The organism is Streptomyces sp. NPDC004721, assembly GCF_053601495.1.
In genome coordinates this window covers 157,247-177,938 of the sequence record NZ_JBSGBZ010000011.1, presented here as the reverse complement: position 1 = coordinate 177,938, position 20,692 = coordinate 157,247, and the positions used below count along the sequence as shown (strand labels likewise).

22 protein-coding genes and 2 pseudogenes are annotated in these 20,692 nt (G+C 71.0%); 13 read left to right on the top strand and 11 right to left on the bottom strand.

Annotation, left to right across the window (positions count from 1 at the left end; all coding sequences use genetic code 11):
- Positions 1-150 precede the first annotated feature (150 nt).
- Positions 151-975, top strand: a complete 825-nt coding sequence (locus ACWEK3_RS13180) for an FMN-binding protein (RefSeq protein WP_450539257.1) — start codon at positions 151-153, stop codon at positions 973-975.
- A gap of 55 nt (positions 976-1,030) precedes the next feature.
- The gene (locus tag ACWEK3_RS13175) at positions 1,031-1,768 is read left to right on the top strand and encodes an FAD:protein FMN transferase (protein WP_450539295.1); all 738 of its coding nucleotides are present in this window, start codon (positions 1,031-1,033) and stop codon (positions 1,766-1,768) included.
- Between the two features lie 25 nt (positions 1,769-1,793).
- On the opposite strand, the gene ACWEK3_RS13170 is transcribed toward ACWEK3_RS13175, so the two are convergent.
- The 8 genes from ACWEK3_RS13170 to ACWEK3_RS13135 all read right to left on the bottom strand — a co-directional run bounded on the left by ACWEK3_RS13170 (position 1,794) and on the right by ACWEK3_RS13135 (position 8,329).
- Entirely contained in the window at positions 1,794-2,333 is a 540-nt protein-coding gene (locus ACWEK3_RS13170) for an arginine repressor (RefSeq protein ID WP_100567805.1), read from the bottom strand.
- A gap of 19 nt (positions 2,334-2,352) precedes the next feature.
- Positions 2,353-3,537 (bottom strand): acetylornithine transaminase, encoded by a 1,185-nt coding sequence (locus ACWEK3_RS13165; protein ID WP_361412885.1) that lies wholly within the window; start codon positions 3,535-3,537, stop codon positions 2,353-2,355.
- A 41-nt stretch (positions 3,538-3,578) separates the two neighbouring features.
- Positions 3,579-4,487, bottom strand: coding sequence for an acetylglutamate kinase (gene argB / locus ACWEK3_RS13160; protein ID WP_383058809.1), 909 nt, complete (start codon positions 4,485-4,487; stop codon positions 3,579-3,581).
- Entirely contained in the window at positions 4,484-5,635 is a 1,152-nt protein-coding gene (argJ, locus tag ACWEK3_RS13155; protein WP_453249692.1) for a bifunctional glutamate N-acetyltransferase/amino-acid acetyltransferase ArgJ, read from the bottom strand. The genes argB and argJ overlap by 4 nt, the downstream gene beginning before the upstream one ends.
- Complete coding sequence (locus tag ACWEK3_RS13150) at positions 5,632-5,784, bottom strand: hypothetical protein (RefSeq protein WP_453249691.1); 153 nt, start codon at positions 5,782-5,784, stop codon at positions 5,632-5,634. The genes argJ and ACWEK3_RS13150 overlap by 4 nt, the downstream gene beginning before the upstream one ends.
- Positions 5,781-6,809 carry an N-acetyl-gamma-glutamyl-phosphate reductase gene (gene argC, locus ACWEK3_RS13145; RefSeq protein ID WP_450539254.1) on the bottom strand — a complete coding sequence of 343 codons (1,029 nt, stop codon included), beginning with the start codon at positions 6,807-6,809 and terminating at the stop codon, positions 5,781-5,783. The genes ACWEK3_RS13150 and argC overlap by 4 nt, the downstream gene beginning before the upstream one ends.
- Positions 6,810-7,363: 554 nt before the next feature.
- Positions 7,364-7,492, bottom strand: a complete 129-nt coding sequence (locus ACWEK3_RS13140; protein WP_453249690.1) for a hypothetical protein — start codon at positions 7,490-7,492, stop codon at positions 7,364-7,366.
- A gap of 282 nt (positions 7,493-7,774) precedes the next feature.
- Positions 7,775-8,329, bottom strand: a complete 555-nt coding sequence (locus tag ACWEK3_RS13135; RefSeq protein ID WP_453249689.1) for an Lrp/AsnC family transcriptional regulator — start codon at positions 8,327-8,329, stop codon at positions 7,775-7,777.
- Positions 8,330-8,745: 416 nt separating this feature from the next.
- Here ACWEK3_RS13135 and ACWEK3_RS13130 point away from each other — a divergent pair, with 416 nt between their 5' ends.
- The 6 genes from ACWEK3_RS13130 to ACWEK3_RS13105 are packed head-to-tail and all read left to right on the top strand — an operon-like array spanning position 8,746 to position 13,836.
- Positions 8,746-9,501, top strand: coding sequence for an SDR family NAD(P)-dependent oxidoreductase (locus tag ACWEK3_RS13130; RefSeq protein ID WP_450539250.1), 756 nt, complete (start codon positions 8,746-8,748; stop codon positions 9,499-9,501).
- Entirely contained in the window at positions 9,491-10,963 is a 1,473-nt protein-coding gene (locus ACWEK3_RS13125; RefSeq protein WP_453249688.1) for an NAD-dependent succinate-semialdehyde dehydrogenase, read from the top strand. Before ACWEK3_RS13130 ends, ACWEK3_RS13125 begins: the two co-directional genes overlap by 11 nt.
- Positions 10,964-10,965: 2 nt before the next feature.
- Complete coding sequence (locus tag ACWEK3_RS13120) at positions 10,966-11,352, top strand: CoA transferase (RefSeq protein ID WP_453249687.1); 387 nt, start codon at positions 10,966-10,968, stop codon at positions 11,350-11,352.
- Positions 11,328-11,651 (top strand): hypothetical protein, encoded by a 324-nt coding sequence (locus ACWEK3_RS13115; protein WP_453249686.1) that lies wholly within the window; start codon positions 11,328-11,330, stop codon positions 11,649-11,651. Before ACWEK3_RS13120 ends, ACWEK3_RS13115 begins: the two co-directional genes overlap by 25 nt.
- Positions 11,648-12,949, top strand: coding sequence for a methylaspartate ammonia-lyase (locus tag ACWEK3_RS13110; protein WP_450539242.1), 1,302 nt, complete (start codon positions 11,648-11,650; stop codon positions 12,947-12,949). Before ACWEK3_RS13115 ends, ACWEK3_RS13110 begins: the two co-directional genes overlap by 4 nt.
- Positions 12,946-13,836: an HpcH/HpaI aldolase/citrate lyase family protein gene (locus ACWEK3_RS13105; RefSeq protein WP_453249685.1), complete on the top strand. Its 891-nt coding sequence runs from the start codon at positions 12,946-12,948 to the stop codon at positions 13,834-13,836. The genes ACWEK3_RS13110 and ACWEK3_RS13105 overlap by 4 nt, the downstream gene beginning before the upstream one ends.
- Before the next feature lie 6 nt (positions 13,837-13,842).
- On the opposite strand, the gene ACWEK3_RS13100 is transcribed toward ACWEK3_RS13105, so the two are convergent.
- A complete protein-coding gene (locus tag ACWEK3_RS13100; protein WP_390724388.1) occupies positions 13,843-14,163 on the bottom strand; it encodes a DUF4387 domain-containing protein in 321 nt (106 codons plus the stop codon).
- Entirely contained in the window at positions 14,160-15,557 is a 1,398-nt protein-coding gene (locus ACWEK3_RS13095; RefSeq protein ID WP_450539239.1) for an acyclic terpene utilization AtuA family protein, read from the bottom strand. Before ACWEK3_RS13095 ends, ACWEK3_RS13100 begins: the two co-directional genes overlap by 4 nt.
- Positions 15,558-15,819: 262 nt before the next feature.
- On the opposite strand from ACWEK3_RS13095, the pseudogene ACWEK3_RS13090 reads away from it, so the two are divergent.
- The 3 genes and pseudogenes from ACWEK3_RS13090 to ACWEK3_RS13080 all read left to right on the top strand — a co-directional run.
- Positions 15,820-16,828: pseudogene (locus ACWEK3_RS13090) on the top strand (amino acid permease).
- A 234-nt stretch (positions 16,829-17,062) separates the two neighbouring features.
- Complete coding sequence (locus ACWEK3_RS13085; RefSeq protein ID WP_453249684.1) at positions 17,063-17,626, top strand: dioxygenase family protein; 564 nt, start codon at positions 17,063-17,065, stop codon at positions 17,624-17,626.
- A 62-nt stretch (positions 17,627-17,688) separates the two neighbouring features.
- Positions 17,689-17,970, top strand: a pseudogene (locus ACWEK3_RS13080) (DUF6314 family protein); the annotation flags it as partial.
- Between the two features lie 38 nt (positions 17,971-18,008).
- Here ACWEK3_RS13080 and ACWEK3_RS13075 read toward each other — a convergent pair.
- On the bottom strand, positions 18,009-19,454 hold the full coding sequence (locus ACWEK3_RS13075; protein ID WP_453249683.1) for an aminotransferase-like domain-containing protein: 1,446 nt from the start codon (positions 19,452-19,454) through the stop codon (positions 18,009-18,011).
- On the opposite strand from ACWEK3_RS13075, the gene ACWEK3_RS13070 reads away from it, so the two are divergent.
- Positions 19,453-20,367, top strand: coding sequence for a DMT family transporter (locus ACWEK3_RS13070; RefSeq protein WP_453249682.1), 915 nt, complete (start codon positions 19,453-19,455; stop codon positions 20,365-20,367). The two genes, ACWEK3_RS13075 and ACWEK3_RS13070, sit on opposite strands and share 2 nt — an antisense overlap.
- A gap of 123 nt (positions 20,368-20,490) precedes the next feature.
- Entirely contained in the window at positions 20,491-20,691 is a 201-nt protein-coding gene (locus ACWEK3_RS13065; RefSeq protein WP_141362616.1) for a DUF1918 domain-containing protein, read from the top strand.
- The last annotated feature ends 1 nt before the right edge of the window (position 20,692 follow it).

Genomic DNA, 20,692 nt, shown 5'->3' with positions numbered 1-20,692 from the left:
CAAGACAAAGCAGTTGCGCGTGTTTGGCTCTCGCAACGCACGACAGTCGGCTCAGCCGACCGTCTGGGGGTCTTTCGGCAAGAACGTCCAGAAAGACCACCGGACTGACCGGACCCACGAGACTCACCGGAATCAAGGAGCTCATCGGCGATGAGGAAGAGCCACCCCATCCGACGTGCCGTGCTGGCCGGCGCCGCGACCGTGTCCGGCATCGTGCTGCTGCTGTCGCTGAAGCCGGCCTCCGACCCCGCCTCCGCCTCGGCGGCCGGCGCGGCGCCGCAGCGGACCGCGGCGGCGCAGGAGTCGCCGCAGGGCGGCAGCGGTGCGCAGCGGACGGGCACGCGGTCCGTGACCGGCGACGCGGCCCGGACCCAGTACGGCGACGTGCAGGTCCGGCTGACCGTCAGCGACGGCAGGATCACCGCGGCGGAGGCGGTGCGGGCGCCGCAGGGCGGGGTCAGCGGCCAGAAGAGCGAACTGGCCGTACCCAAACTCAACCAGGAGGCCGTGACCGCGCAGGGCGCCAACATCGACACCGTCTCCGGAGCGACCTACACCAGCGGCGGCTACAAGAAGTCGCTCCAGTCGGCACTGGACAAGGCGAAGGCGGGCGGTTCGGCGTCGGGACCGGCCTCCGGTTCGTCCTCCGGCGCGCCGTCCGGTTCGTCCTCCTCGGGAGCCGCCGGATCGGGAGCCGCCCAGGCCCGCACCGTCACGGGTGAGGCCGCCCAGACCGACTACGGCCCGGTGCAGGTCCGGATCACGGTCAGCAACGGCAGGATCACCAAGGCCGAGGCCGTGCGGGCGCCGCAGGGCGGGCTCAGCGGCCAGAAGAGCGAACTGGCCGTACCCAAACTCAACCAGGAGGCCGTGACCGCGCAGGGCGCCAACATCGACACCGTCTCCGGAGCGACCTACACCAGCGGCGGCTACAAGAAGTCGCTCCAGTCGGCTCTGGACAAGGCCGGTGGTTGAGGCCGTGTCCGGGTCGGCCGAGGGTCCCGCCGCGGTGCGGCACGCGGAGGAGGTCATGGGGACCGTCTTCTCCTTCGACGTCCGCGGCGGTCGGTCCGACGCGGTGGCGGCGGCCCTGGGCGAGGCGATCGCCGGGCTGCACCGGGTCGACGAGCTGTTCAGCACCTACCGCGACGACAGTCAGCTCTCCCGCCTGGCACGCGGTGAGCTGACCGTGGCGGAGTGCGACCCCGAGGTCGCCGAGGTGCTCGAACTGGGCGCCGAGGCCGAACGGGTCAGCGAGGGCTGGTTCAGCCTGCGCTACCAGGGGAGCCTGGATCCGACCGGGATCGTCAAGGGCTGGGCCGCCGAACGGGCCGCCCGGCGGATCGCGGCGGCGCAGGTGAACGGGGTCAGCGTGAACGGCGGCGGAGACGTGCAGTTGCTCGGCTCCCCCGACGCGCAGCGGCCCTGGCGCGTGGGTGTGTCGGACCCCCTGCGCCCCGGCGGACTCGCGGCGGTGGTCTCCACTGCGGGTACGAGCGAGCTGGCGGTGGCGACGTCGGGCACGGCCGAGCGCGGCGCCCACATCGCCGACCCGAGCACCGGCAGGTCGGCGGTCACCGACCTGGTCGCGGTCACCGTGGTCGCCCCCAGCCTGACCTGGGCGGACTGCTGGGCGACGGCCGCGTTCGCCATGGGCTCCCGCGCGGGCCTGGCCTGGCTGGAGTCGTTGCCGGACGTGGAGGCGCTGCTGATCACGGCGGGCGACGAGGTCAGGTGCACGCACGGGCTCGCCGCCCGGCTGGGCTGAGGTCCGGCCGGGCCCGCGCCAGGGGTCACTGGCCGTTCTGCGCCAGCCTCAGCAGGTGGTCCGCCAGTGCCTGTCCCCCGGTGGGGTCCCGGCTGATCAGCAGCAGCGTGTCGTCGCCTGCGATGGTCCCCAGGATGTCGTGCAGTTCGGCCTGGTCGATGGCCGAGGCGAGGAACTGCGCCGCCCCCGGAGGCGTCCGCAGGACCACGAGGTTGGCGGAGGCCTCCGCGGAGATCAGCAGCTCCTGCGAGAGCCGCCGCATCCGCTCCTCCTTCACCGACTCCCCCAGCGGTGCGCGCGGGGTGCGGAAACCGCCCTCGCTGGGCACCGCGTAGATGAGGTCGCCGTCGGTGTTGCGGATCTTCACCGCGTTCAGCTCGTCCAGGTCGCGGGAGAGCGTCGCCTGGGTGACGCTCAGCCCGTCGTCGGCCAGCAGCTTCGCCAACTGACTCTGGGAGCGCACCGGTTGCCGGTTGAGGATGTCCACGATCCGGCGGTGACGGGCGGTGCGGGTCTGCGGCACCGCCGGCCCGGCCTCGGTCTGACCGTTCTGCGCCTGACTCATCGTCGTCTCAATCTCCGGATCATCCGTCCCCGTTTGCCACGTCCAGGACGCCGGGCAGCGCTCCGAGGAAGGCGTCCACCTCGTCGTCGCCGAGGTTCAGCGGCGGCATCAGCCGTACGACGTCGGGGGCGGGCGCGTTCACCAGGAAACCGGCCTCCTGAGCCGCCTGCTGCACCTGGGGCGCGCGCGGCTCGGTGAGCACGATACCCAGCAGCAGGCCCGCGCCCCTGACGTGGGCGACCAGCGGGTGGTCCAGTGACTCGATTCCCTCGCGCAGCTTCTCGCTCTGCCGCTTGACGTTCTCCAGCAGTCCCTCGCCCGCGATCGTGTCCAGGACGGCGAGTCCGGCGGCGCAGGCGACCGGGTTGCCGCCGAAGGTCGTACCGTGCTGACCGGGCTGGAGCAGGTCGGCGGCGCGCCCGAAGGCGACGGTGGCGCCGAGCGGCAGTCCGCCGCCCAGGCCCTTGGCGAGCGTGACGATGTCCGGCAGGACGCCCTCGTGGGCCTGGTACTCGAACCAGTGCCCGGTGCGCCCGACCCCGGTCTGCACCTCGTCGAGGACCAGCAGCGAACCGGTGGCCGCCGTGATCGCCCTGGCCGCCTTCAGATAGCCGGGCGGGGGCACCACGACCCCGTTCTCGCCCTGGACGGGCTCGATGACGACGAGGGCCGTCTCCTCGGTGACCGCGGCGGCCAGGGCCCGCGCGTCGCCGTACGGCACGTGGGTGACCTCGCCGGGCAGCGGCAGGAACGGCTCCTGCTTGCCGGGCTGGCCGGTGAGCGCGAGGGCGCCCATCGTACGGCCGTGGAAGCCGCCCTCGGTGGCGACCATGTGCGGCCGCCCGGTCAGCCGGCCGATTTTGAAGGCGCCCTCGTTGGCCTCGGCACCGGAGTTGCAGAAGAACACCTTGCCGTCCCGGCCGAAGAGCTGGAGCAGCCGTTCGGCCAGGGCGACGGGCGGTTCGGCGATGAACAGATTGGAGACGTGGCCGAGGGAGGCGATCTGCCGTCCGACCGCCTCGACGACGGCGGGGTGGGCGTGGCCGAGCGCGTTGACCGCGATACCGCCGACGAAGTCGACGTACTCCCGGCCGTCGGCGTCCCACAGCTTCGCGCCCGCGCCACGGACGAGGGCCAGCCGCGGGGTGCCGTAGTTGTTCATGAGCGCGCCCTGCCAGCGCGCGGCCAGTGCCTGGTTGCCCACGTCCTGATTGCTCGGGTCCTGGTGGCTCACGTCCTGGTTGCTCACGACTCCCCCTGTTCGTCCGGCACGACCATCGTGCCGATGCCCTCGTCGGTGAAGATCTCCAGCAGGATCGAGTGCTGGACCCGGCCGTCGATGACGCGGGCGGTGGTCACGCCGCCGCGCACCGCGTGCAGGCAGCCCCGCATCTTCGGCACCATGCCGGAGGACAGCTCCGGCAGCAGCTTCTCCAGCTCGCTCGCGGTCAGGCGGCTGATCACCTCGTCGGAGTTCGGCCAGTCCTCGTAAAGGCCCTCGACGTCGGTGAGGACCATGAGGGTCTCGGCGCCCAGTGCCGCGGCGAGTGCCGCGGCCGCCGTATCGGCATTGACGTTGTAGACGTGCCCGTCGTCCTCGGAGCGGGCGATCGAGGAGACGACCGGGATACGGCCGTCGGCGAGCAGCGCCTCGATCGCGCCGGTGTCGATCGCGGTGATCTCGCCCACCCGCCCGATGTCGACCGGCTCGCCGTCGATCTCGGGGGTGTGCTTGGTGGCGGTGATGGTGTGCGCGTCCTCGCCGGTGAGGCCGACCGCGAACGGCCCGTGCTGGTTGAGCAGGCCCACCAGCTCCCGCTGCACCTGCCCGGCCAGCACCATCCGCACGACGTCCATGGCCTCCTCGGTGGTGACCCGCAGGCCCGCCTTGAACTCGCTGACGATGCCGTGCCGGTCGAGCGCCCGGCTGATCTGGGGGCCGCCGCCGTGCACGACGACGGGCCTGAGGCCGGCGTGCCGCAGGAAGACGACGTCCTGGGCGAAGGCGGCCTTCAGCTCCTCGTCCACCATGGCGTTGCCGCCGAACTTGATGACGACGATCTTGCCGTGGTGCCGGGTCAGCCAGGGCAGCGCCTCGACGAGGATCTTCGCCTTGGGGAGCGCGGTGTGTTTGCGAGTGGTTCCGGAGCTCATGAGGAGTACGCGCTGTTCTCGTGGACGTAGTCGGCGGTGAGGTCGTTGGTCCAGATGGTGGCGGTCTGGGCGCCGGCGGCGAGGTCCGCCACGATGTGGACCTCGCGGTAGCGCATGTCGACCTTGGCGCGGTCCTCGCCGACGCCGCCGTTCTTGCAGACCCAGACGCCGTTGATGGCGACGTTCAGCCGGTCGGGCTCGAAGGCGGCCCCGGTGGTGCCGATGGCGGACAGGACGCGGCCCCAGTTGGGGTCCTCGCCGTGGATGGCGCACTTGAGGAGGTTGTTGCGGGCGATGGAGCGGCCCACCTCCACGGCGTCCTCCTCGGTCGCGGCGCCCACCACCTCGACCTTGATGTCCTTGCTGGCGCCCTCGGCGTCCCGGATGAGCTGCTGCCCGAGGTCGTCGCACACCGCCCGTACGGCCTCGGCGAACTCCGCGTACCCCGGGGTGACCCCGGAAGCGCCGGAGGCGAGCAGCAGCACGGTGTCGTTGGTGGACATGCAGCCGTCGGAGTCGACCCGGTCGAAGGTGACCCTGGTGGCGGCGCGCAGCGCCTGGTCGAGCGCGTCGGCCTCGAGGTCGGCGTCCGTGGTGAGGACCACGAGCATGGTGGCCAGGCCCGGGGCGAGCATGCCGGCGCCTTTGGCCATGCCGCCGACGGTCCAGCCGTCCTTGGTCACCACGGACGTCTTGTGGACGGTGTCGGTTGTCTTGATGGCGATGGCGGCCTTCTCGCCGCCGTGCTCCGAGAGCTGGGCGGCGGCCGTCTCGACGCCCGGCAGCAGCTTGTCCATGGGCAGCAGGACGCCGATCAGTCCGGTGGAGCAGACCGCGACCTCGATGGCGCCGACACCGAGCACGCCGGCGGCCTTCTCGGCGGTGGCGTGGGTGTCCTGGAAGCCCTTGGAGCCGGTGCAGGCGTTGGCGCCGCCGGAGTTGAGGACGACCGCGGAGAGCCTGCCGTCCTTGAGGACCTGCTCGGACCACTGCACCGGGGCGGCCTTGACGCGGTTGGAGGTGAAGACGCCCGCGGCGGCGCGGCGGGGCCCGGTGTTGACCACGAGGGCCAGGTCCGGGTTTCCGCGCTCCTTGATCCCTGCGGCGATACCCGCCGCCTGGAACCCCTTGGCTGCCGTGACACTCACTGCATCTCCTTGTTCGCCCCGCCGCGGTAGCGGCTGATGTCACTGCCGCCCGTGCAGCGCAGCGGTGCGGCCATCTCCCCCAGTACCTTGACGGCCTGGGAGGTACCCCCAGTCGTCTGCGGCCCGGTGGCTGCTCGTGCGTCGCTCACGGGGCGACTCCGATCGTGGAAAGTCCGAGCTCCTCGGGAAGTCCGAGGGCGATGTTCATGCTCTGCACCGCGCCGCCCGCGGTGCCCTTGGTCAGGTTGTCGATGGCGCTGATCGCGAGGACGCGGTGCGCGGCGGGGTCGTACGCCACCTGGATCTGCACGGCGTTGGAGCCGTACACGGAGGCGGTGGCGGGCCAGCGCCCCTCGGGGAGGAGGCGGACGAAGGGCTCGTCGGCGTAGGCCTTCTCGTACGCGGCGCGCACGGAGTCGGCGGTGACCCCGGGCCGGGCCTTGGCGCTGCACGTGGCGAGGATGCCGCGGGGCATCGGCGCGAGGGTGGGCGTGAAGGACACGGTGACGCGCTCCCCCGCCGCGGCGCTGAGGTTCTGGATCATCTCCGGGGTGTGCCGGTGCAGGCCACCCACCCCGTAGGGGGACATGGATCCCATGACCTCGGAGCCCAGCAGGTGCGGCTTGGCCGCCTTGCCGGCGCCGGAGGTGCCGGAGGCGGCGACGATCACGGCCTCGTTCTCGGCGAGTCCGGCCGCGTAGGCCGGGAAGAGGGCGAGGGAGGCGGCCGTCGGGTAGCAGCCGGGCACCGCGATGCGCCTGGCCCCCGCCAGCGCGGCGCGGCCGCCGGGGAGTTCGGGGAGGCCGTAGGGCCAGGTGCCGGCGTGCGGGGAGCCGTAGAAGCGCTCCCAGTCGACGGGGTCCTTCAGCCGGAAGTCGGCGCCCATGTCGATGACGAGGACGTCGGGGCCCAGTCGCTCGGCGACGGCGGCGGACCGGCCGTGCGGCAGGGCGAGGAAGACGACGTCGTGCCCGGCAAGAACTTCGGGGGTGGTCTCCTCCAGGACGCGGTCGGCGAGGGGCGGCAGGTGCGGCTGCAAGGCGCCGAGCCGCTCTCCGGCGTTGGAGTTCCCGGTCAGGGCGCCGATCTCGGCCTCGGGGTGCGCCAGGAGCAGGCGCAGCGCTTCTCCGCCCGCATATCCACTCGCTCCGGCGACCGCCACACGTACAGCCATGGACCCTCCTCCTCGATGGCATGACTATACGTATTCCTGCACGTTTATGCAACGGAATCGAGACCGGTCGCCATATGGTGAGCGACCGAGATTTTCAGTTGGCACACGAGCACGCTAGTTGGGCGAATCTTGATCCCGTAACGCTGTGTTGCGATCAGCTCCGAAGAGTGGCCCCCGTTGCCGGTCGGGTGGTGCTGCTGTGGGTGTGTGGGCGAGACAGCGAGCGTCCGTCCGATGCGGCTGGCCAAGGAGGTGGACGCGCTGAAGTTCGCGGCGGCCAGGGAGGTGGCGCCGGCATGCGGCTGGCGGTACTCGGTGGTCGCGGGCCGGCACCCGCATGTCTGGAGCGTCCTTGATCATTTGTCCTCGCACCGGCGGCCGGGGACGGATCTGCTGGGCATGCGGGACCAGTTACTCACCGCTGTCGGCGGCCGGGAGGAGCGGGTGATGACGTTCTCCGAGCCGGCGGACTCAACCAGCGCGCCTTCCGTGGGCCGGGCGAACATCGTCCGGCTACTCTGGCAGCGCGAGCTCGGCGTTGAGTTGGGACGGGCTCAGTGTGCGTCCGGGTCGTTCTCGCTGCTGGAAAGCAACTCGCGCCCGCGGACCGTCTCCCAGGTCGTGAGGTGCCGCCTGCCTCGGTCGCCGAGCTTGTGCAGCACCTCCAGGGCGAGCAGTTCCAATGAGGATGATGCCGGCGCTGAACGTGACGAACGGCGCCGGGGAGGTGACGCTGACGGGAAGGACCACCTGTGCGTCGCCCGCGGCAGGCGAAAGCTGCACGTCGGTCACGAGGATGATCGTCGAGCCGCGCCGGCGGACCTGCTTGGCGAGGTCGACGGTCGACTGCCGGTAGCGGCCTGGGCCTCGACAGCGCGGGAGAACCGGGCTGTCGGCCGGCGTCCGAGAGTCGGATGAGCCGACCGTTGGGCTTTCAGCTTGGAAGGCTCTGGCCGCCTGGCTGTTCAGCCCGCCGTCTCGGTACCCGTCTCTGCGTCCGAGGATTTCACCGAATCGGCCTGCATCTGGCTGATCAGGTTCGTGAGCATGGCCTTCGGTGGCATCTCTGCCACGCCGAGCATGGTCTCGGTTCCCTGCATGCCGGCGATCTGCCAGATGCGGTTGAGCAAGACGCTGCGCAGGTGGGTGTCGTCGCGTACGCGGAGCCGGACGACCAGATCGAGGCTTCCGGTCACGAGGGTGACGTCGTCCACCTCGGTGATCTCCCAGAGGCTGCGCATCATCTCCGCGACGTCGTAGCCCCTGGCGGCCTTGACCGACAGGTACACCGGGACGCCGAAGCCGAGCGCTTCCCAATCGACCTGCACGGAGTATCCCCGGATGACCCCCAAGCGCTCCAGGCGGTTCATGCGCTCGCCCACCGTCGGCGGCGAGATGCCCAGCTTGACGGCGAGTTGCCGTTGGGACGTGCGCGCGTCGGCGGCCAGCAGCCGCAGTAGGGACAGGTCGGTCTCGTCGAGGGGAACCGCCGGCCGGGGGGCGGGCACGACCTCGCTCACCCCGGACAGAGCGGCATCGCGTCGCGACATCTCCAAGACATCCTCTCGCTCGAACCCGGCGATCCGATCAGGGACCGTGTCAGGTACTCAACGCCGCCGGTACTAGATCCCGAGGGTATCCCGCGTGCGTACCGCGCTGCCGCACACCGGCGACCGGACCGAAGTCCGCGCCGGGACGGCGCATACGGCCCGCCCACACCACCAGCACCGAGGAAGCGTTTGCAACGCCGACAGCTTGCGGCGTCTTTCGATCGTAAGCCTCAAGGCCTCCATTCTCACCCTTGTACGCAACTCAACGCTCATTTACTCTTACACATGAGAGATAGCCGCCTGGGTTCGTCTTGCGGTTGGCAGGACGGGGCGCCAGGGCGCCTTACATCTCGTTGCCTCCCCCTTCTTCCTGAGAGGAACCAGACATGATCGATCTCACCGGTCGTGTAGTCCTGATCACCGGTGCCGGCGGCGGCATCGGCCAGGCCACCGCTCGTACACTTGCCCGTGCCGGCGCCACCGTCCTGCTGCACGACGTCTCGCTGGAGGCCATCAAGGGCCTGGGCGAGGAGATCGGTGAGCGTGCGCACGCGTTCGCGGCAGATCTGAGCGATCCCGCCGCCACGCAGGGTCTGTGGGACGAGGCGCTCGCCGTGTCCGGGCGTATCGACGTGCTGGTCAACAATGCGGGCATCTACCCGCCGGCTCCGCTTGAGGACTCGCTGGAGCGGTGGACCGAGGTCTGGGGCCTGTCCCTCGGTGTCAACCTCGTCGCTCCTGCGGTGCTGTGCCGGGCCGCGGTGGCCACGTTCTCCGCGCAGGACGACGGAGGGATCATCGTGAACCTGGCCAGCCGGGCCGCCTTCCGCGGCGAGGACCCGGAGTACTGGCACTACGCCGCCGCCAAGGCCGGTGTCGTGGCCATGACCCGGACCATCGCGCGGCAGTACGGCCGTGACGGCGTCACCGCGTTCGCGGTCGCCCCCGGCTATGTCGACACGGCTCTGAACAAGGTGTTCGCCGAGACCGTCGGTGTGCAGGTCGCCGCCGAGCAGACCGGCCTGGGGCAGGTCGCCCAGCCGCAGGACATCGCCAACGTCGTGGTGTTCCTCGCCTCCGGGCTCGCCAAGCACGCCACCGGCACCACCATCGACGTGAACGGAGCCAGCTATGTCCGCTGAGGCCGCCATCGACATAGATACCCGGCTGTTCATCGACGGCAAGCACCGCGACGGCGGCGCCGGCAGCCAGCCCATCGTGGACCCGGGCAACGGTCAGGAGATCGGCAAGGTCGAACTCGCCGACCCCAGTGACGTCCAGGACGCGCTCGACGCCGCGACCGGCGCGTTCCCTGCCTGGAGCCGCACCCTGCCCGCACAGCGCGGGGCGATCCTCAAGCGAGCCGCCGCCCTGCTGCTGGAGCGCGCCGATCACGCCGCCGCGATCCTGATGACCGAGGCGGGCAAGACCCGCGCCGAGGCGCGCGGTGAGATCGGCCGCGCGATCGAGACGCTGACGTGGAACGGTGAGCAGGCCGGCCGGATCGAGGGCCGCATCATCTCCGGCGCGGCCGACGGTAGCGTCCGGCACAGCGTTCCGACCCCGCTCGGCGTGGTCGCTGCGTTCACCGCGTGGAACTTCCCCGCGGTCCTCGCCTCCCGCAAGCTCGGTGGCGCTCTGGCCGCTGGTTGCACGGTCGTGCTCAAGGCGGCCGAGAGCGCCCCGGCGACGGCCGCGTTCATCGTGCAGGCGCTGGTCGACGCGGGCCTGCCGGACGGGGTGGTCAACCTCGTCTTCGGTGATCCTCCGGCCGTGGCGCAGCAATTGCTCAGCTCGCCGGTGGTCAAGGCGACGACCTTCACCGGGTCGACCGCCGTGGGCCGCTCCCTGGCCGCCCTGGCCGCGCCGCGCCTGATCCGCTGTGTGTTCGAACTCGGCGGTCACGCACCGGTCATCGTGTGCGAGGACGCTGACGTCGACGCCGTGATCACAACGACGAGTCCGGCGAAGTTCGGTTCGGCCGGCCAGTCCTGTGTGGCGCCCACCCGCTACCTCGTGCACCGCAGTCTGTATGAGGAGTTCACCGAGAAGCTCGCCGCACGGGCCAGTTCGCTCACCCTCGGCCACGGCGCGGACCCGGAGACCACGCTCGGTGCGGTCGCCCACCAGGGCCGCATCGAGGCACTGAAGCAGCTGACGGACGATGCCGTGGCGCGCGGCGCGCGCCTGGTCACCGGCGGCCGCCAGGCCGAGCGTGAAGGCTTCTTCTTCGAGCCGACCGTGCTGGCCGGCGTGCCGGCCGACGCGGACATCATGACCGAGGAGCCCTTCGGGCCGATCGCCGCGGTGAGCGCGTACGACGACTTCGACGAAGCCATCGAGCTGGCGAACGCGACCGACTACGGATTCGCCGCCTACCTGTTCACCGACTCCCTGTACTACCGCAATCAGGCCGTGGAGCGGCTGAAGGCCGGGAACATCGGCATCAACCAGCTCGCCCCCTCCCTCCCGGATGCCCCGCTCGGCGGCATCGACGCCAGCGGCCTGGGCTACGAGGGCGGCGCCGAAGGCATCCTGTCCTTCATGCAGCTGCGCCTGGTCAGCCAGTCCGCCCCCGCCCACGGCCCGTATAGGAAGCAGTAATCATGGCCCTCCCCCTGGAAGGCGTCCGGATCCTGGCGGTCGAGCAGTTCGGCGCCGGCCCCTTCGGCTCGCTCCACCTCGCCGATCTCGGTGCCGAGGTCATCAAGATCGAGGACCCGAACAGCGGTGGTGACGTCGGGCGCCATGTCCCGCCCTACATCACCGACACCGACTCGCTCTACCTCGAGACGTTCAACCGCGGCAAGAAGTCCATCGTGCTCGACCTGGCCACCGACGCCGGCCGGGCGGTCTTCAACGACCTCGTGGGGGGGTTCGCGGCGCGCCGACGCGAGCGGCCGCGAGCGGCTCGGGAGCCCACGATCCGTCCTGGGCCTGGCACCGTGATGTCGCGATCGACCCCACCTTGCTGTTCCGGTTCTCGGCGCTGACCTACAACGCCCACCGCATCCACTACGACCGCACCTACGCGACGGACGTCGAGGGCTACCCGGGACTGGTGGTCCACGGGCCGCTCCAGGCCGTCCTGCTCGCCGAACTCGTCCGCGTGCACCTGCCCGAACGGTGCGTGACCCGCTTCGAGTTCCGTTCGCGCGCCGCCGCGTTCGACGACGGCCCGCTGCTGCTGCGCGGCCGCCACGACGCCGCCACCGCGACACTCACCGCGTACGACCACCACGGCACCCCCACCATGACTGCCACCGCCGCGTTTGAGGAGCTCCACCCGTGAACGCCCCCGCTCAGCCGCACACTGCATCAGCACCTGTTGCCGTCGCCACAGGCGGGCGGACGATCCGTGACGTCATCGCCGCACCCGGCCTCGGTGCCTTCTTCTTCGACGACCAGGCCGCCATCAAGGCCGGCGCGACTCGTGACGGCGCCGCCTACACCGGGACCGCACTGACCGATGGCTACCGCGCGGTCCGTGAACCTTCCGAGTCCGTCTCCGTCATGCTGGTCCTCGACGACGGCTACGTCGCCCATGGTGACTGCGCCAGCGTCCAGTACAGCGGCGTCGGCGGCCGCGAACCGCGCATGCAGGCCCGCGCGATGGTCGAAGCCATCGAGAGTGAACTCGCCCCCGCGCTGCGCGGGCTGGACGTGAGCAGCTTTCGGACGGCAGCCGTACGGGCGGAGCAGTTGATCGCGGAGGTCCCCGGTCTCGGCCGGGCCACGGCCTACGGCCTGTCCCAGGCCCTGCTGGACGCCGCCGCCCATGCGGCCGGGCACCACCTCATGGCCCGCGTCATCCAGGACGAGTGGCAGCTGACCGCGCCGCTCGCCGCTGTACCGGTCTACGGCCAGAGCGGCGAGGACCGCTGCGACAACGTCGACAAGATGATCCTGAAGACGGCCGACGTCATTCCGCACGGCCTGATCAACACCGCCGAACTCGTCGGCCCCGGCGGCCGGGAGTTGGAGACGTACATCTCCTGGATCACCCGCCGGATCGAGGCACTGCGTCCTCGTTCCGACTACGCACCGGCCCTGCACCTGGACGTGTACGGGCTGCTCGGGGCCGCCGCTGAGTCGCTGGAGGACCTCGCCGACATCATCATCAGGCTCGAAGCCGCCGCCGCGCCCTACCCGCTGCGCATCGAGCACCCGCTGGACGCCGGCGGACGCGACGCCCAGATCGACCAACTCGGCGCCCTTCGCAAGCTGTTGGCCGAACGCGGCTCCATGGTGCGACTGATCGCGGACGAATGGGCCAACACCGCGGAGGACATCCACGCCTTCGCCGCCGCCGGCGCCGCCGACATGGTGCAGATCAAGACACCCGACCTGGGGTCCCTGCACCACACCGTCGACGCCATCCTCGACTGCAAGCAGCACGGTGTGGGACCGGTCCTGGGCGGCACCTGCGCCGAGACCGACCGCTCCGCACGAACCTGCGTGCACATCGGCATCGCCACCGGCGTCGTCCAGATGCTCGCCAAGCCCGGCATGGGTTTCGACGAGGGCTACGCCATCGTCCGCAACGAGATGCACCGCGCCCTCCGCCTCGACGCGGCGCTTCCCGCATGAGCGCCGCGAGCGGCGAGGCCACCGGCGGCAGCCCGGCCCGAAGCCACCTGTACGTCCCCGGCGACCGCGCCGATCTCCTCACCAAGGCGTTCACCCGGGGCGCGGACGCCCTGATCGTCGACCTGGAGGACGCGGTCGCGCCGGCGGCGAAGGAGACCGCCCGCGACACCGTCGCCGACTGGCTCACGGACCTAGGAACACCACCAATCCCGGTATGGGTCCGCATCAACGCAGGCGATGAGCGGGCCGCGGACGTCGCAGCCGTCGCCGGCCTGGCCTCGCTGACCGGCCTTTGCGTGGCCAAGACCGACGCGGCATCCGAACTCGCCGCTCTGGACCGCGAGTTGACGCTGCGGAAGTCATCGGCTTGGCTCGCCCCGCTGATCGAGTCCGCGCGCGGCGTGCTGGCCGCCCCCGAGATCGCCGCGGCGCCGCGGGTGGCTCTGCTCCACCTGGGCGAGATCGACCTTGCCGCCGACGTGGCTCTCACCCCCGGGCCCGACGCCCCCGAGCTGCTGTTCGCCCGTTCGCAGGTGGTGTTCGCCAGCCGCGCGGCACGGATCGGGGCACCGGTGGCACCGGTATCCGCCGATCTCGGCGACCCCGCCCGCTACCGTGCCACGACCGCGGCACTGAAGCGGCTGGGCTTCTTCGGCCGGGCCTGCATCCACCCCGGCCAGGTCACAGTCGCCAACGAGGTCTTCACGCCGACCGAGACCGAACTGCGTTGGGCCCACAGCCTCCTGGAACAGTTCGCCGACGCGGCTGCCGGAGTGTTCCGCGACAGCGACGGCAACATGGTCGACGAGGCCGTGGTGCGGCGGGCCCGGCACATTGCCACGCTGGCCGGCCATACGCCGGCGGATGCGGCTCCGCCGGCCCTGTGAGGCCGCTCAGGGCGTCGGCAGACGCATGGACAGCAGCGGGCCGTGCTGCTGGGCCCCGTAGACGTCGCTCTCGCCCACGTTCCCCGAGGGGAGCGGGCGCCGAAGGTTGATCTTCACGGCCTTCGCCGGGTCATAGAAGATCGGCTCACTCACGTCGGCGACGGGAATCCCGTAGAGCCCGGCCACCAGTTCCTGGCTGATGGCGCGCTCGCACTTGACCAGGTCGTACTGGTCCTGGCCTGTGAAGACGATGTCGAGGGTGAGTTCGTAGGGGCCGGAGTTCTTGCTGCGGATCACATCGGCAAGTTCGGTCAGCGGCGCGGTCACGAGGGATCTCCCAGGTAGTCGATGTAGGTGATCGGGAACAGCGCGAGCGGGTCGTCCAGCTCCATGAGGTGGTAAACGCTCCACTCGTAGACCGCGCCGGCGTGGAAGTCGGACGGCGAATAGGGGAAGGCCAGGTTCCCGGCCGTGGACACGCGGCCGGGATAGCCGAAGTGCAGCATGGTGGAACGGGCGAACGCACACAGCGTGTCGGCGAGGTCCTGGTCGGCGGCCACAGCCTCGATCACGATGCCGGCCTCGTGGCCCAGCACCTGGGGCGAGGGCTCTAGAGGACCCATGCAGCCGTCCCGCCCGTAGACGCGGAACAGCAGGTCGTAGTCGTCCGGCGGGATCTCCGGGAAGTTGTCGGTCACTCGGTCCCGCACGCCTGCGGTGATCGTTTCGATTTCCCGGAGGAAGTACGGGTCCCGAGCGCCGGCCACCGACACCGTGCGGTAGCCGCGCAGGCGGGCGCCTTCGAGCTTGACCGCGAAGGGCCGGGCGACGTGCCGGGAACCGGAGACACGGGTCCCGCGCTCGCCCTCCGGCGTGAACACACACTCGCTCAGATCCAGGAAGCCACCGGGGCCCGGCAGCCGGTAGGGATCGCTCTTCTCGTAGAGCGTGTGTGCCGCCACCGAGGTCGGCGTGCACCGGCGGGCGAGCGAGAGGGGCTCCAGGACGAAGTGATCGCGGCGCAGAACGCCCAACATGCAGTCGCTGCCGCTGCCCGGCACAGCGGCGATCGCCGCGCACTCCAGAATCTTGCCCATGTGAAGCGCCAGGCCCTCGTCGAACCCGTGCAGCAGCGGCAGCGCCGCGAAGACCGCCGGATCGTAGGCACGCCCGGCAAGGACGACATCGGCGCCGCCACGCAACGCCTCGACAAAGGGTGCCGTGCCCATCTGGGCCACCAGCTGAGTGCTGGCGCGGACGTCGTTCGCCGTGAGCTGCGGACCATGCGGAACGGCGCTGATGCGGCCCTCTTCGAGGGCCTCCAGCGCCCTATGCCGGTCGACATCAGCCGGGATGACCGCCACCCGCAGCGCCAGACCGGCTTCGGTGACGATGTCGTCCACGATCTCGCGGAGCCAGGCCAGGTGCGGGCCAGCGCCCGCCCCGCCCGCGGAACCGACGACCACAGGTATCCCGAGACGCCTGCCGGCGGTGATCATCCGCTCCAGATCCCGCCTCACCGCCGCCCGGTCGGTGAACGACTCGCCCGCCCCCAGGTAGTACGGCCCGGGGTCGGTGGACCCGGCGTCGGCCGCGATGACGTGCGGCCGACGCGCCAGACCGGCCTCAAACGACTCGTCGGGAAACCCATAGCCCAGGATCGCCGTCGCCGACAGCACACGGATCTCGTCGAGCACGTCCGCCTCGTGCGCCAGACTCACTGCACCCTCCCCAGGTCCACTTCAAATGTCAGGCAACTATCGCCTTCAACGAAACATACCTGCAAACTCATCACACCTCCCTTGTCGAACGACAATTTTGCAACCGATTCACCTTCCAGTCGAGACCCTGACTGAGGGGTGAGGCGAAAGGTGCCCGTCATGACAACCCCAGGCCCATCAGCGCCAGAAGGACGGCGCACCCGTAGCGCCCACTCCGGCCGACGAGGGCTACCAGCGCGGACTCACCGCTCGCCAGATCCAGATGACGGCCATCAGCGGCGCCATCGGCGTCGGCCTCTTCTACGGCTCCGGCGAAGCCATCGCCAAGATCGGCCCCAGCCTGATCGCGTGTTACGCCGCAGCCGGCGTCGTCGTCTTCTTCATCATGCGGGCCCTGGGCGAGCTCCTCACCTACCTCTCCACCTAGGGAAGCTTCGCGGACTACGCACGCGAGTTCTTCGGCCCGTTCGCCAGCTACGTCACGGGCTGGTCCTACTGGGTCTTCTGGGTGACCGCAGGCATGGCCGAACTCACCGCGGCGGGCCACTACATCGCCTACTGGTGGCCCGCCGTGCCGGTATGGGCCACCGCCGCCGCGGCACTCATCGTCCTCGTCGTCACGAACCTCGTCTCGGTCAAGCTCTTCGGCGAGCTCGAGTTCTGGTTCTCCACCATCAAAGTCATGGCGATCATCGCGCTGATCGTCATCGGCATCGGTGTGCTCACCTTCGGCTTCACCGATGTCGGCAACACAGCCTCGGTCACTCACCTGTGGGCCGACGGCGGATTCGCCCCTCACGGTGTCTGGCACCAGCGGCCGCATGCTGAGGGGGCTGGCCGCCAACGGGGAGGCTCCGGCCGTCATGACGAAACTCAACGCACGCAAACTGCCGCTGCCCGCCCTCATGCTCTCCGGCCTGGTCATGGGCCTCGGCGTGGTCGTCAACATCGTCTCCCCGGACAAGGCGTTCGCTTACATCACCGCCGTCGGCACCTGCGCCGGCCTGTGGACCTGGCTCGTGATCCTCGCCGCCCACCTCCGCTACCGCGCCGAAGTGCGCCGCGGGAACCTGCCCGCCAACGACTTCCGGATGCCCGGCGCCCCACTGACCAACTGGTTCGCGATAGCCGCTCTGCTCTTCGTCCTCGTGCTGATCGCGAACAACGCCGACACCCGCATAGCGCTCTACGTATGGGCCGTCTGGTTCGCACTCCTCTGCGTCGGATACCGGTTCACCCGACACACCACCGGTGACCCAACCAGGACCTGAGCTGCCGATCTCCGGGGGCGCGGTGCCCCTGTCACCGCCCTGACGCCAGCCGCGCCCCCGGTACCTTCCAACCCACCCGACACACGGAGACCGGGTCCGAGCGCGCCGCCCCGAGGACACCCGGGAAGACCGTCTCAGATCAGGACGGTCACACCTACGCCTTCCGCTACGTCTGGCTGACCGGCCGTGCCGTGGTTCGCGTCCGCACCGGGATCGACCGGGACACCCGCTTCAATGCGAATGCGGACGGGCGCATGTACGCACCGGCGTCGCGGCGGGAGAGTTCCCGATGGCCGCGAGCATGTTGGTCAGCGTTCCGATGCAGGAGGTCACGTGGGGCAGGGCCTACGCCGACCCGGAGAAGGACGGCGCCTCCACCTGGTCCCCTATCGGCCCCGCGTATCTGCCGAATGCACCGCCGTCAGCAACCCCGGCGTACTGCCGATGGCGCCCGATGCGCCTGGAGAGACCCTGATCGTCTCCGGTGTCGTGCGATCTACCTCGGGTGAGCCACTGGCCGGGGCAGTGGTAGACCTGTGGCAGACCGACACTGAGGGCCTCTACTCGGGTATCACCGCGGGGCAGGTGGGACCCCTTCCGATCGTCAACCCCCATCTGTCGAAGTACCACCTGCGAGGCAAGATCGTCACCGATGCCGAGGGCCGCTACGAGTGCCGGACCGTCGTTCCGGGCCTGGAGTCGCTGACGGTACCGGGCGCCGTGTTCGACGAGTTGCTGCACAAGCTCGGGAAGGCCAACTCTCGCGCCCGGCACATCCACGCGAACGTCACGCACTAGGGCCACCACATGCTGACGCACCAGATCCACTTCGAGGGTGACCCGCTGATCGACCTGCTCACGGAAGGACCGATCTCCAGGGGGTGGCCCGGCCTGCCGAGCGGACGCTGCGCTTTCTGCCCGGAAGCGTGCCGGGCACGGCCGACGTGCGCTTCGCGGACGGACGGCCCTTCCACGATCTGGACCTGCGCTCCGGGCGGCACCTGGCCGGGCATCCGTGCGCGGCGGATCTCTACCGGGGCGAGTTCACCGTCCGGGACGCCGGGCACTGGCGCACGGTGTGGCGCGTGGGCGGCCCCGCGAAGGACCTGCTGCTGACGACGGACTACACGCGCGAGGACTGAACTCCCTGTTCCCCGCGGCCGGTTCCGCTGCCCGAGCGTCAGGGCAGCGCCTCCGCGCAGGCCGTCCGCAGGCGGCGCACGCCCTCGGCGATCTCCGCCGTGCCACCGACCGCGGCGAAGCTCAACCGCACGTGGACGGCCGGGGGTTCGGCGCTGAAGTACGGGCGGCCGGGGGTGAGCGCGACACCCGTGCGCAGGGCGGCGGCGGTCAGGGCGGACTCGTCCGTTCCGTCGGGCAGGCGCGGCCACAGGTGGTAGCCGCCGGACGGGACGTGCGGCAGGGCGAGTTCGGGAAGGTGCTCCCGCAGCGCGGTGGTCAGCGCGTCCCGACGGCTCTTCAACTCGGCGGCGAGCGCGCGCAGATGGCGCGGCCAGGCGGGTGAGCCGACCAGTTCGAGGGCGGCCTCCTGCAACGGCCGCGGCACGAAGAACGTGTCCACGACCTGGATGGCGCGCAGCCGCTCCAGCACCGGGCCGCGCGCGACCAGCGCGCTCACCCGGAAGCTGGGCGAGGTGGCCTTGGTCAGCGAGCCGACGTGCACCACGACCCCGTCCGGGTCACCGGCGACGAGCGGGGGCGGCAGGGTTCCCGCGTCCTCGTGCGCGAGCCGCCGTACGAAGTCGTCCTCGACGACGAAGGCGCCGGCCTCGCGGGCCGTCCGCAGCACCCGCGCGCGCCGGTCGGGGGCGAGGACGGCGCCGGTGGGGTTCTGGAACAGGGGCTGGCAGACGAACACGCGGGCGCCGGTGGCCCGGAACGCGTCGGCGAGCAGTTCCGGCCTCACCCCGTCCGCGTCGACGGGCACGGGTACGGGCCGCAGCCCGGAGGATCGGGCGATGGCCAGCATGCCGGGATAGGTGGGCGACTCGACCAGCACCGGAGCGCCGGGCGGGGCCAGGGCACGCAGGGCGGTGGTCAGCGCGGACTGACCGCCCGCGGCGATCAGGACCTCGGCGGCGGTGACGGTCCCGCCCGGTCCGCCGATGTCCCGCGCGAACCACTCGCGCAGTTCCGGCAGCCCCTCCAGCGGCGGCCGCCCCCACGCGCCGGGGCGGCGTCCGGCCCGGGACAGCGCGGCGGCCATGGCACGCTCGGGCTGCAACGAGGGGTGCAGGTAGCCCCCGTTGAACTCGATCACGCCCGGCGGCGGGGCGGCCAGCGAGATCGTGACGCCGGAGGCGTCCACCGTGCGCGGTACGAGGTCGGCGGCGCCGTCCGCGCTGAGCGCGACCTCCTGCCAGGAGGTGTCGCCGGCAGGAGCGGCCGTCGCGCGCGCCGGGGCGCGGAAGGCGCCGGCGCCGGGACGGGTGACCACCAGGCCCTCGGCCGCCAGCTGCGACAGGGCCCGCGAGACGGTCACCGGACTGACCCGGTACCGCTCGACGAGGACCCGGCTCGACGGGAGCTTTCCGCCAGGTGAGTAGCGGTTCAGCTCTCTCCGCAGGCATTCTGCGAGTTCGGCGACGCTGCTACGCTGTTGCATGAGAGCACAGAGTAGCGCTACCGCACCGACACCGATAGCGGTGGACGCCCCGGCCCGCCCACGCGCAGGCATCCTTCAGGCGGCCCTCGGCGTGGTCGCCTTCTCCTTGACCTTCCCGGCCACCGCCTGGGGCCTGGAGGGCTTCGGACCCTGGTCCCTGGTGGCCGTGCGCAGTGTGCTCGCCGCCGTCCTCGCGGGCGGCTGCCTGCTGGCGCTGCGCGTACCGCCGCCCGCACGCCGGCACTGGCCCGGCCTCGCGGTCGTGGCCGCCGGAGTGGTCCTCGGCTTCCCGCTGCTCACCACGCTCGCCCTGGAGACCTCCACCACCGCGCACGCCGCCGTCGTCGTGGGCCTGCTGCCGCTCACCACGGCGCTGCTCTCCGCGCTGCGCTTCGGCATCCGTCCCTCGCGCACGTTCTGGACGGCGGCGCTGGCGGGCGCGGCGGCCGTGGTGGCCTTCACCGTGCAGCAGAGCGGCGGTGCGCTGACCACCGCCGACGCCTACCTGTTCGGCGCCCTGCTCGTGTGCGCCGCCGGCTACACCGAGGGCGGCCGGCTGGCCCGCGTGATGCCGGGCTGGCAGGTCATCGGCTGGGCGCTGGTGGTGTGCCTGCCGCTCACCGCGCCCACGGCCGCGCTCGCGCTGACGCACGAGCCCGTGCACCTGGGCGTCCACAGCGTGACCGGACTGCTCTGGGTCGCGGCGGGCTCGCAGTTCCTCGGGCTGGTCGTCTGGTACCGGGGCATGGCCACCGTCGGCATCCCCAAGGCGAGCCAGTTGCAGTTGGCCCAACCCCTGCTCACACTGGTGTGGTCGGTGCTGCTGCTCGGCGAGCACCTCACTGCGGCCGCCCCCGTGACGGCCGTAGCCGTGCTCGTCTGCATCGCCGTCACCCAGCGGGCGCGCGGCTGACCGGCGCTCACACCGGTGCCGACCGCACACCGGCCCGGCGCTCACCGGTTCCAGTCGCGCTCCGCACCGTAGACTCGGAAGTCGAGGACCGCTGCTCCCGCACATGGTGAGGAGGCCCCGCAGATGCGCGCAACCGTGGGCGACCAGCTCGTCCAACACGGCAGGGTGGTCGGTCAGCACGACCAGATCAGCGAAATCGTCGAGGTCATGGGCACGGAGGGCAACCCGCCGTACCGCGTCCGCTTCCCGGACGGGCACGAGGCCGTCATGTCACCGGGCCCCGACTGCCAGGTCCGCCACAAGAAGGAGCACGAACACCACTGAG